Source organism: Piscicoccus intestinalis NBRC 104926, from assembly GCF_001515525.1.
Lineage (GTDB): Bacteria > Actinomycetota > Actinomycetes > Actinomycetales > Dermatophilaceae > Kineosphaera > Kineosphaera intestinalis.
The window spans coordinates 1-11187 of sequence record NZ_BCNQ01000147.1 but is presented as its reverse complement, the minus strand read 5'-3'; the positions used below and the strand labels follow the sequence as shown (position 1 = coordinate 11187).

Sequence of the window (11187 nt, the reverse complement as noted above, 5' to 3'; positions counted from 1 at the left end):
GGCCTCCCGCGCGGCCCGCCGGTCGTCCGCCGCCACGCTCACCTCGAGCAGCGTGCCGGGCACCAGGGCGGCGATCTGCGCGGGCGTGCCCTCGTGCCGGATGCGCCCGCCGTCCATGAACGCGATGTCGGTGCAGCGCTGCGCCTCGTCCATGTACGGGGTGGCGACGAGCACCGTCGTGCCGTCGCGGCGCAGGTCGGCGAGGATCCGCCAGAACTCGCGCCGCGAGACCGGGTCGACGCCGGTCGTCGGCTCGTCGAGCAGCAGCAGGTCGGGGGAGTGCATGAGCGTCATCGCGAGCATGAGCTTCTGCTTCATGCCGCCCGACAGGCGCCCGGCCTGGCGGTCGGCGAACTCGGCGAGCGCCAGGCTCTCCAGCAACCGCGCGCTGCGTTCGCGTCGCCGCGCGCGGGAGACCCCGCGCACCGTGGCGAAGAAGTCGATGTTCTCGGCGACCGTGAGGTCGGGGTACATCGAGAACTGCTGGGACATGTAGCCGATCCGCGGCGTGACCCGCGCCGCCGCCGAGCGCACCGGCTCCCCGAAGACCAGGGCGTCGCCGCCGTCGGGCCGCAGCACGGTGACGAGCATGCGGATGAGCGTCGACTTGCCGGCGCCGTCCGGCCCGAGCAGCCCGTAGACGGCGCCGCGCGGCACGTCGATACTCGCGCGATCGACGGCGAGGGTGTTGCCGAAGCGCTTCGTCAGGCCGTGCGCCACGCACGCGCTCATCGGAACGTCACGTCGATCGGCATGCCGGGCTTGAGGGAGGAGGCGGCCGCCGGGTCGATCCGCAGCCGCACCTCGTAGACGAGCTTGGTGCGCTGGTCCTGTGTGGCCACGGTGTTGGGCGTGAACTGGGCCTGGGCGGCTACGAAGCTGACGGTGCCGGGGGTCGAGGCGCCGTTGTCGGCGGTGATGTCGGCGACCGAGCCCACCGCGACGCGTCCGATCGCCGTCTCCGGCACGTAGACCCGCGCGGTCAGGTCCGCGGGGTCGATGAGCGTGAGCACCGTGCGGTTCGGGGAGGCGGTCTGGCCGGTGTTCGTCGTCAGCGTCACCACCTGCCCGGCGTGCGGCGCCCGCACCGTCGCGTACCCCTGCTGCACCTTGGCCAGGTTGACGGCGGCCTGCGCCTGTTTCAACCGTGCCTGGGCGGCGGTCACGTCAGCGGCGCTGCCGCCGGAATCGCGTTGCGCCTCCTGCGCGCTCGTCACCGCCGCGGTGGCGGCCGCGACGCCCTGCTGGGCCTGCGTGACCTGCAGCGCGAAGCTGCGGCCGTCGAGCAGCACGAGCCGCTCACCCTCCTGCACGGTGTCGCCCTCCCCGACGAGCACCTGCGCGACGACCCCGGCCGTCGCCGGCGCCACGTCGTAGGAGGCGGCCTCCAGGGAGCCGCTCGCGACGAGGGTCTCGTCGCCGTCGCCGCGCGTCGAGTACCACCACCACCCCAGGGCGCCGAGCACGAGCAGGGCCACGACGACGATCGCGGCGACGACACGGCGCGAGGGGCGCCGCAGCCGCGCTCGCAGGCCCGTGCCGCGGGCGGCGTCGGTCTCGCCTCGCGCCTCGGGCGCCCGCGCGTCCGCCTCGGCGCGGGCGCCGCGTCGGCGGGTGTCGCCGTCGGTCGGGGTGCGCCGGGGGGTCATGGGCTCTCCTGAGGGGTGGGTGCGTCGGCGGCGCGGCATGGGGTGATCGTGACGTCCAGCGGGGCGCCGGGGGCCAAGGTGGAGCCCGACGCGCCGGTGGGAGAAGGCGATTCGCTGTTTTGAGGGGACGGTTGGGCGGTCGCGCTCGGGGCGGGCGCGGTGGTCGGCGCGACGCGCAGGGCGGCCGGCGTGACGCTCCCGGCGGGCGCGCGGCTGGGGCTCGGGTTCGGGGTCGTGCTTGATGTCGGGCTCGATGTCGGGCTCGATGTCGGGCTCGATGTCGGGCTGGATGTCGAGCTCGGTGTCGCGCTTGATGTCGGCCTCGTGGTCGTGCCCGATGTCGGGTTCGTCGTCGGGCTCTGGGTGCCGCTGGGGGTCGGGCGAGGGGCGCCGCTGGGGGTGCTGGAGTCGTCGGCGGGAGCGGTGGCCCCGGCTCCGGCGTCTGCGTCGACCTGCACGGTGACGCGGAAGGCGCGGATGAGGTGCACCTCGTCGGTGGCCAGCGACGACGGCGGATAGGTCGCGGTGGGGTCGATGCGCACGACCCGGCCGGAGCGGTCGGCGGTCATCCAGTCGCCGCGCAGGGAGGCGGTGTCGCCGACGCACAGCCGCGGCAGCTGCTCGGGGCTCACCCAGGTCGTCACGGTCTGCGGCTCGCGCGGCCGGATCGTGACGACCGGTGCGCCCGGCGCGAGCATCGCGCCGAGGCCGGCCGCGGCGACGACGACCCCGTCCTCGGGGGCGCGCAGCACGGCCCGGGCGGCGTCGAGGGCGGCGCGTTTCTGGGTGGTGACGAGACCGGCGATCCGCGCGTCGGCGACCCGTCGGGCTTCCGTCAGGCGGCCGCGGGCCTCGACGACCCGGGTGATCGCCGTGTCGATCGTGCCCAACGCCTCGGTGGCGGTGGTCAGCCCGGTCTCGATGCGACTCAGCCCGTCGGCCATCCGGGTCAGGCCGGTGGTCAGCCGGTCGCGGGCCGCCCGGGCCTGCGTGCGCCGGTCGAGCAGCTGGGTGCGGATGGTGGTGAGCCGGGCCAGCGCCTGCGCCGCCTGGCGCTGCCCGTCGGCGACCTGTCGGCGGGCGGCCGCGAGCCGCGTGAGCTGGGTGTTCAGTTGCGCGATGCGCGCGTCGAGCTGGGCGATCAGTGCGCGCAGCTGCGCCGGTGAGGGGGTGGCGCCGGGCGGCTGCTGCGCCAGCTGGGCGGCGAGCCGGTCGCGCTGGGCCTGCACCTGCGCGCGCACCCCACGCAGCTGGCGGGCGGACGCGTCGAGCTGCCGGGCCCGCTGGCGCAGCGTGGCGTCGGTGGCGCGGGCCTGGCGCAGCCCCGTCTCCACCCTGGTCAGGCCGCTGTCGAGTTCGCTGAGCCCGGCCTCGACGCTGGTCAGCGCCGACTGGGCCTGCGCCTGCTGGGTGAGCAGCCGGTCGCGGTTGGCGGTCACCGTGTCGATTCTCGAGTTCACCTCCGCGCGGCGGGTGCGCAGGTCGGACTCGGTGGTGCGAGTGCCTTCGATGCGGTCGTCGAACACGCCCACCTGGGCGCGGGCGACGGCCACGTCGGCCGTGGCGGCGCTCGCCGCGGCCGTAAGCGCCGCCGCGTCGAAGCGGGCGACGACCTGCCCGGCCCGCACGTTCGCACCCTCGCGCACCGCGACCTCGGCGACCCGTGCGTAGGACAGGGTGCGCGCCGCGGCGGCCGGGGCTCCGGTCGCGGGTTGGGTCGGGCCGGCCGTCGGGTTGGCGGTCTGGCCGGCGGTCTGGTTGGCGTTGGGGTTCGAGTTCGACCGATTCGCAGGCGGATTCGTGGCAGAAGTGCTTGCCGACCCGGGGGTGGCGGTCGATAGGGGTGGTGAGCCCGCGGGTGCGAAACCGGCGTCGAGGTTGACGGTGGGGGCCGCGAGGGCGGGCGCCTGCACGGTGACGGTGGGGTCGTCGACGCTGCCGGACAGCCGCAGGGCGTCACCGGCGTCGCCGCACCCGGCGAGGCCCGTGAGGGTGGGGACGCCGACGAGCGTCAGCGCGAGCAGGCTGCTCAGCGCGAGGGGCCCCCGGGCTCCGCGGGGGGCGCGGGGCGGGGTCGTGCGGGAGTGACGGGACGCGCGGAGATCACGGTCACCATCACCACCGTGTTTCATCACATGATGAAATCTACGCCTCCGGAGGCGGTGTCGGCAAGAGCCCGGACGGGAGCGGGTCGAAGAGGTAGTGCTGGATCGCGTCGCCGACGATGACCGCGAGCGCGTCCGCCGGGAGGTCGCGCAGCTCGGGCAGGCGGCCGACGTAGCGGCCCATGCCCAGGCCGATGAGCTGGGTCGCGGCCAGCTGCGCGCGCAGGTCCGGGTGATCGACGCCGAGGGCGTGCACGAGCGGGTGGAAGACCTCCTGCATGAGGAACTCCCGGATCGTGCGCAGGCCCTCCTCGGAGGTGGTCAGGCCGTGCACGAGGGCGCGAAAGTGCTCGGGGCCGTCCTGGGCGTCCCAGAGGCGCAGGAACGCGGCGGCCCATCGGCGGCCGACCTCCTCGCGCGGCCCGGCGAGGATGCCGGCGAGGATCGTCGGGGGATCGGGGCGGGCCATCCCCCGCGACGCCAGCGGAGCCATGACCGCCTGCCAGTAGAGGTCGACCTTGCCGTCGAAGTAGTGGTGCAGCAGCGCCGGGTCGACACCCGCCTCGCGGGCGATGCCCCGCAGCGAGGCGGCGGTGTAGCCGCGGTCGGCGAAGACCGTGCGTGCCGCGGCGAGGATGTCGCCACGGGTGTCGGAGTCGCCGCCGCGCGGCCCTCGGCTGCGGGGGGTGTTCGCGCTCCGCGGGGATCCGGTCACGACGCTCGCACATTCATCACGCGGGGAAATATACGCCGGTGCGGGGTCACGACCACTTATCGGCCGTCGCGTCGGCTACCTGCGCGGACTGGCTTGGTGCATTGAGTTGCTACAAGCGGCGGTGGCTACCGTTGCGGCCAGCCCGTGTAGCACTCCGCCAGGTACGTGCGCCCGGCCCGCGAGGAGACCACCGTGTCGAGTTCGCCGAGCTGGCGCATGGCTGCGAAATCGCCGACGGCGCCGTCGGATCGGCCCGAGGTTGTATGAAGCAGTTGAGTCATCCAGTAGGAGAAGTTCTGGGCCCGCCACACCCGCTGCAGGGCCGTGCCGGTGTACGCGGCGAGCGCGTCGTCGGAGCCCGACCCCAGCCAGTCCTCGATGCACCCCGCGAGCACCGACACGTCGGCCAGCGCGAGGTTGAGGCCCTTCGCGCCGGTCGGCGGCACGGTGTGCGCGGCGTCGCCGGCGAGCACGAGGCGCCCGTAGTGCATCGGCTCCTGCACGAAGCTGCGGAAGCCGAGCACGGCGCGGTCGATGATCGGGCCGGTCGGCAACGTCAGGTCGTCCTCGCCGGCCAGGCGCGCCGCGAACTCCTCCCAGATCTGCTCGTCGCTCCAGGCGTCGGGCGCCATGCCCGGCTCGCACTGCAGGTACATCCGCTGAATCGTCTCGGTGCGCTGGCTGATGAGCGCGAACCCGCGCTCGGAGCGGCAGTAGATGAGTTCGGGGGCCACCCGCGGGATCTGCGCGAGGATCCCGAACCACGCGAACGGGTACTCGTGGAAGTACGCGCTCCGGTGCTCCTCCGGCACGAGGCGGCGGCAGATGCTGCGCGAGCCGTCGGCGCCGACGACCAGGCGCGGCCGCAGCTCGCCCGGGGTGCCGTCGGCGTCGGTGAACCGCACGATCGGGGAGTCGGTCTCGATGCCCTCCACGCTCGCGTCGGTGACGCCGAAGCGCACGTCGCCGCCGTCCCGGGCGCGGGCGTCGGCCAGGTCGATGAAGACGTCGGTCTGCGGGTAGAGCCACACCGACTCCCAGACGAGCTCCTTGAAGTGGATGCGGTGGCTGCGGCCGGAGAACCGCAGGTCGATGCCCTCGTGCTCGTCACCGTCGCGCAGCACCCGGTCGCTGACGCCGGTGTCGACGAGGAGGCGCACGCTGTCGGCCTCGAGGATGCCGGCGCGGTGGGTGTGCTCGATCTCGGTGCGGCTGCGGTGGTCGAGCACGATCGAGTCGACGCCGCGGCGCGCGAGCAGGTGGCTGAGCATGAGGCCGGCCGGACCGCCTCCGACGATCGCGATCGTGGGCGATTCGACTGTTTCGGCTGCGGGCATCGTTGCCTCCTCCAAGCGGGAACCTGCGTGAACCTCATCGGCCGAAGGCTGCCCTTTCGGCCGACGGCTGCGGCTAGGAAACGAGCCCTCGACCGAAAGGGCAGCCTTCGGCCGTCAGGGTACGAGCCGTCAGGGTAGCGAGCGGGACCGTCAGGCGGGCGGGTTGATGCGGGACGGACGAGCGGCGGCCGCCAGGGTGACGAACGGAGTCAGCGGCGCGGCGGGCACCGCGAGGGCGCCGAGGCAGTGGTAGAAGTCGGCGCGGCCGGGCCAGACCGTGCCCGACTCCTGCAGGTCGTCGTCGAGCTCGTTGACCCACGTGCCCTTCATGTCGATGAAGTACGTCGCGGCGTGGTCCCACAGCCGCCGGTACCAGTGCTCCCACGTGGTGTCGCCGGTGGTGCGCACGAGGGCGGCGCAGGTCTGGATGCCCTCGCAGATCGGCCAGTGCAGGCGCAGCCGGGAGACGGGGGCGCCGTCCCAGTCGACCGTGTAGACCAGGCCGTCCTTGCCGTCGGCGGCCCAGCCGCTCTCCAGCGCGGTGCGGGTCAGGTTGGCGGCGGCGTCGACCATCCAGTCCTCGCCCACCCCGGCCGGAGAAGCGTTGAGCGCCAACAGGAGTCGGGCCCACTCCAGGGAGTGGCCGTAGGTGGCGCCGAACGGGCGGAACGGGTGGTCGGGCTCGTCGGCGTTGTAGTTCGGCAGCTGCCGCCAGTTCTCGTCGTAGTGCTCCGGCAGGAGCCAGTTGTGCTCCGGCGCGGCGTCGCGCACGAGCCGCCGGGCGATCGCGGCCCCGCGCTCGTGCCAACGCGGGTCGCCGGTGACGTCGCCGATCGCGAGAAATGACTCGAGCCCGTGCATGTTGGCGTTCGCGCCGCGGTAGGCCTCGGAGTCGGACCAGTCGCGCGCGAACGACTCCCGCAGCGCCTGCGCGTCCTCGTCCCACAGGTGGGTGTCGATGAGGTGGATGACGCGCTCGAGCAGGGCGGGCGCGTCGGGGTGCCCGGCGGCCACGGCGGAGGCGGCGCCGAGCCCGACGTGCACGTGGTCGTAGGTGGCCTTGCGGGCATCGGGCTGAGTCGGGTCGCTGAACCAGCCGCCGTGCTCGTCGTCGGCGAACAGCCCGTCGAGCGAAGTGATCGCGTGGTCGAGCAGGGGGCCGCAGCCGGGGATGCCGAGATTGGTCGTCACCGACGCGACGTGCGCCATGCGGGCGGTGAGGAACAGCTGCGGCGTGCGGTCGGGCATCGGGTAGCCGTCGGCGTCGAGCCAGGCGAACCCGCCTCCGGGCAGGGTGCAGCCGACGCCGAAGCGCATGAGGCGGCGGATGCCGTCGTCGAGCCACGCGAGGTGCGCGGGTGACTCGATCCACGGACGCGGCGGGGACAAGGCGATCGGCGCGGTCATGACGGCCAGCCTGGCACGCCCGCCCCACCCTCGGCCCCCGACCGCCCAAACGTCCGTGAAAACTGCGTGTCGTGGTGAGAACTGCTGTTCGTGTCGCAGTCCTCACCACGACACGCAGTTTTCAGGGTTGTCGCACGGTCGTCGCAGGGCCGTCGCAGCCGCCGCGCGGGCCCGGGGCCTGGGCGGAGTCCCGAAGGTCGGCGAGGGCGCGCCGCGCGGCCGCGCGGACCTCGTCGGCCGACGGATCGGCCTCCACGAGGCAGGCGTGCGGGCTGGCGGCGAGCGTGTCGTACACATAGGCGGCGATTTCGGTGAACAGCAGGGCGGTGAGCCGCTGGATCGCCGCATGGAGGTCATCGGCGGGCCACCGCGCCGGACGCAGTTCGGCCGGCAGCGCCGGGGTGAGCAGGCGGTGTCGCGTCGAGAGGGTCATGACGCCCGACAGCGTGCGCAGGGCCTGCGCGCCGGAGGGCGGCGCCCCGCGAACCGCCTCGACGGTCGCCGCCACGGAGGCGGTGTGCTCGCGCATCGTCGCCGCGGCCTTGTCGAGATTCCACGCCCGGCGCGTGAGCCGGCGCGCGGTCGGGACGTCGCAGGCGAGCTGGCCGACCTCGATGAATCCGGACCGGGGACGGTGGCGGCGGAAGGGCTCTAGCCATGCGGCGGCCGGTTCGAAGCCGATGAGCAGCCCCGGCCGCAACGGAGCGAAGCCGCCCTCGGCCGCCGCGGCGCGCAGGCCGTCGCGGTCGGCGCGCCGCGACTCGGGCACGTCGTAGATCACCGCGTCGAAGTGACCCTCCCAGGGTGGGCTGGCGTCGCCGTACCGGATGCGCAGGAAGTCGCGGCGCATCGCATCGCCCAGCTCGTAGACGGTGACCGCGCCGCGCCGGCTCGCCCGCAGCCGCCGGTCCCGCGTCATGCGGGCGATGAGCGCCCGGGCGGCAGCGGGGCTCATGCCGAGGTCGGTCAGCGCCGTGACGAGCACCGGACCGGGCAGTCTCCTGGCGCCGAAGCACCCGAAGACGAGTGCGACATTGCCGCGGGTCACTCGCATCCTCAGCTCCCCTTTATGTCGTTGATAGCACGAAACGTGGATCGAGTGTAACTATTGCGCGCATGGGCAACCTCGCGTCGCCGGCGCCGACCGCAGCGACACCCCCGACACCCCCGACTCCGCAACCCTCGCCGCGCGCGGACCGCAAGGAACGCATCATCAGCCTCGGCTCGATGCTCCTCTTCGACATCGGCCTCAACATCGTGCTGTTCCGGTATGCGCGCGCGGCGGGCGCCACCGAGGTGCAGGCGTATCTCCTCGCGATGATCGGCCCGCTGGTCTCCGTGGCGATCGAGGCGGTGCGGCACCGCCGCCTGAGCCGGTTCTCGGTGTTCATCATCGCGATGAACCTGCTCTCGGCGCTCGTCTCGGTCATCGGCTCCAGCGACCCGCGGGTGTTGCTCCTCAAGGACTCCGCGCTGACCGGCGGCTTCGGGCTCGTCGTGCTGGCGACGGTCACCCCGCTGGTGCCGCGGCCGCTGATGTTCGTCATCTCCGAGAAGTTCGCCACCGACGGCACGGACGAGGGCGTCGCCCGGTGGCGCGGGATGTGGAAGCAGTACCCCGGGTTCCGACGCGGGATGCGAGTGATCACCGCCGTGTGGGGCGTCGCCTACCTCATCGAGGCCCTCATCCGCGTGGTGGCGGTGTACACGCTGACGTTCGACACCGCCTACGTCGTCGGCAGCGTGCTGCCGACGCTCGTGACCTTCCTCGTCATCGGTTGGACGTTCTGGTACGGCGCCCGCATGAAGAAGGCCGGTGACTCCCGCCGCGCCGCCGCCCTCCGGGAGGCCGCGGCGTGAGCGGGCGGGCGCGCGCGCGCCGGGTTAGGGTGCCGCATGACGCCATCCGCTGCCCCCGTCGCCCTCGTCGCCGGCGCCTCCCGCGGACTCGGGCTCCTGGTCGCCCGCGAGCTCGCGAGCCGCGGGCACCGCGTCGCGATCCTCGCCCGAGACGCTGAATCCCTTTCCCGAGCCCGGGAATCCGCCGCCGTCGACGGCCTCGAGCTGCATCCCTATCGCGCCGATGTCACCGACTCCGCGGGCATCGAGCGCACGGTCGCCCAGATCGAGAGCGAGCTCGGGCCGATCGAGGTGTCGATCCACGTCGCGGGTGTCATCCAGGTCGGGCCGCTGGAGGCCACGACCCGCGAGCACTTCGAGCAGGCCGTCGACATCATGCTGTGGGGTCCGATCAACGTGGCCCTGGCGGTGCTGCCCGCGATGCGTGAGCGCGGCCACGGCCGCATCGGCACCGTCACCTCGATCGGCGGCACGATCAGCGTGCCGCGACTGCTGCCGTACTCGGTGGCGAAGTTCGGAGCCGTCGGCTTCACGCAGGGACTGTCCGCCGAGCTGGCCGGCACCGGCGTCACCGCGACGACGATCGTGCCCGGACTCATGCGCACCGGCTCCCACCTGCAGGCCCAGTTCACCGGCGACGCCGCCTCGGACTACGCCTGGTTCGGTCCGAGCGCCTCGCTGCCGCTCGTCTCCGCCGACGGGGCCCGAGCCGCGCGCACGATGGTCGACGCCGTGCTCGCCGGCCGCCCGATCGTGACGATCACACCCGCCGCCACCCTCGGGATGCGCGTGCACGGCCTGGCCCCGGCCACCGTCGTGCGGGCTCTCGGTCTCGTGAGCCGGGTGCTGCCCAAGGCCCCGCCCGGCGAGCGCCGCACGGTCACCGGCGAGCAGGCCCGCGCCGAGCTGGCCCATCGGTCTCCGCGCGCCGCCCGGGTCGTCGCCGCCCTGACCACCCTCGGAGACCGTGCCGCCCGCCGCACCAACGAACTCCCCGATCAACCCGCCCAACCCGGCCAGCCCGTCTAGTCCGGCCAACCCGGCCAACCCGGCCAAGCGGCTGACCAACGTCCCTGAGCGGCGCCTCTGACCAACGTCAACGTCCCTGAGAACTGCGTGTCACGGTCGCAACTGCAGTCCGTGTCGCAGTCCTCACCACGACTCGCAGTTCTCAGGGACGTTGGCTGGTTCGTTCGTTCGGTCGGTCGTTGGGTCGTTCTCCGGGGCGTTCTCGCGGGGTGTTCACGCGGACGTTCTCTGGGGAGTTCGGGTGCGCGGTAGCCTCCCGGGGCGCGGCGTTCGCGCACCACCTACCCGGGAGGTCGGATGTCCGCTGTGCTGGCCGCGCTGCCGGTCGTCGTGGCGTGCGGTGCCCTGGCCGGGCGGGTGTCCGCGACCCGCGCCGCCGCGCTGGCGCTCGCGGCATGCGCGCTCCTCGTGCCGCTGGCCTTCCCGCTGGCCCCGGCCCGCCTCGCCGACGTGCTGTTGGGCTGGGCGCCGACGCTCCTCGAGGTCGTGCTCATCCTCGCCGGCGGCATCACGCTCGCCCGGCTGCTCGAGGCATGCGGCGCGCAGGCGCGGATCGCGGGCTGGCTCACCTCGATCGTCGCCTCGCCGACCGCCGCGGTGCTGCTCGTCGTGCACGGCGTCGTGCCGTTCGCGGAGTCGGTCACCGGCTTCGGCGTCGGCGTCATGGTCGGCGTGCCGCTGCTGCTGCACCTGGGCCGCGATCCGCTGCGCGCCGCCGTGCTCGCGATGCTCGGGCTCGTCGCCGTGCCGTGGGGTTCGCTCGGTCCCGGCACCCTCATCGCCGCCCGCATGAACGACCTCGACCTGACCGACCTCGGCGTCGCCTGCGCCGTCGTCAACGGCGTCGTCTTCCTCGTCTCCGGGGTGGCCGCCGTGATCCTCGACGACCAGCCGACCATGCCGCGCCGGTTGCTCGCCGGACTCGGCTCCGGCGCCGCCCTGTGGTTCGGCGTGTGGGCCGCGAACTCTCTCGTCGGCACGCCCCTGGCCGGCGCGCTCGGCGCGCTGCTCGTCATCGTCGGCCATCTCGCGCTGGCCCGCACGCGCGGCGCCGCCCGAGCGCGGGCTGCTGCCTCCGTGGGCCC

At 73.7% G+C, this 11187-nt stretch carries 10 protein-coding genes; 3 read left to right on the top strand and 7 right to left on the bottom strand.

Annotation, left to right across the window (positions count from 1 at the left end; genetic code table 11):
* The 7 genes from PINTE_RS17765 to PINTE_RS17735 all read right to left on the bottom strand — a co-directional run.
* Nucleotides 1-732 (bottom strand): ABC transporter ATP-binding protein (locus PINTE_RS17765; RefSeq protein ID WP_068433438.1); only part of this gene is annotated, 732 nt, incomplete at its 3' end.
* The gene (locus PINTE_RS17760) at nt 729-1649 is read right to left on the bottom strand and encodes an HlyD family secretion protein (RefSeq protein ID WP_068433436.1); all 921 of its coding nucleotides are present in this window, start codon (nt 1647-1649) and stop codon (nt 729-731) included. The genes PINTE_RS17765 and PINTE_RS17760, both read right to left, overlap by 4 nt.
* On the bottom strand, nt 1646-3781 hold the full coding sequence (locus PINTE_RS17755; RefSeq protein ID WP_068433434.1) for an HlyD family efflux transporter periplasmic adaptor subunit: 2136 nt from the start codon (nt 3779-3781) through the stop codon (nt 1646-1648). Before PINTE_RS17755 ends, PINTE_RS17760 begins: the two co-directional genes overlap by 4 nt.
* 13 nt (nt 3782-3794) lie before the next feature.
* A complete protein-coding gene (locus tag PINTE_RS17750) occupies nt 3795-4469 on the bottom strand; it encodes a TetR/AcrR family transcriptional regulator (protein WP_068433432.1) in 675 nt (224 codons plus the stop codon).
* A gap of 125 nt (nt 4470-4594) precedes the next feature.
* Entirely contained in the window at nt 4595-5806 is a 1212-nt protein-coding gene (locus PINTE_RS17745; protein ID WP_068433430.1) for a 4-hydroxybenzoate 3-monooxygenase, read from the bottom strand.
* Between the two features lie 150 nt (nt 5807-5956).
* A complete protein-coding gene (locus PINTE_RS17740; protein ID WP_068433427.1) occupies nt 5957-7213 on the bottom strand; it encodes an AGE family epimerase/isomerase in 1257 nt (418 codons plus the stop codon).
* A 121-nt stretch (nt 7214-7334) separates the two neighbouring features.
* A complete protein-coding gene (locus tag PINTE_RS17735; protein ID WP_157087341.1) occupies nt 7335-8267 on the bottom strand; it encodes a PaaX family transcriptional regulator C-terminal domain-containing protein in 933 nt (310 codons plus the stop codon).
* Between the two features lie 62 nt (nt 8268-8329).
* On the opposite strand from PINTE_RS17735, the gene PINTE_RS17730 reads away from it, so the two are divergent.
* From PINTE_RS17730 to PINTE_RS17720, 3 genes are all read left to right on the top strand, one after another.
* On the top strand, nt 8330-9073 hold the full coding sequence (locus PINTE_RS17730) for a VC0807 family protein (protein ID WP_068433422.1): 744 nt from the start codon (nt 8330-8332) through the stop codon (nt 9071-9073).
* A 36-nt stretch (nt 9074-9109) separates the two neighbouring features.
* Nucleotides 9110-10102, top strand: coding sequence for an SDR family NAD(P)-dependent oxidoreductase (locus tag PINTE_RS17725; protein ID WP_068433421.1), 993 nt, complete (start codon nt 9110-9112; stop codon nt 10100-10102).
* 297 nt (nt 10103-10399) lie between these two features.
* A partial coding sequence (locus PINTE_RS17720) for an L-lactate permease (RefSeq protein WP_174524027.1) occupies nt 10400-11187 on the top strand: 788 nt, incomplete at its 3' end.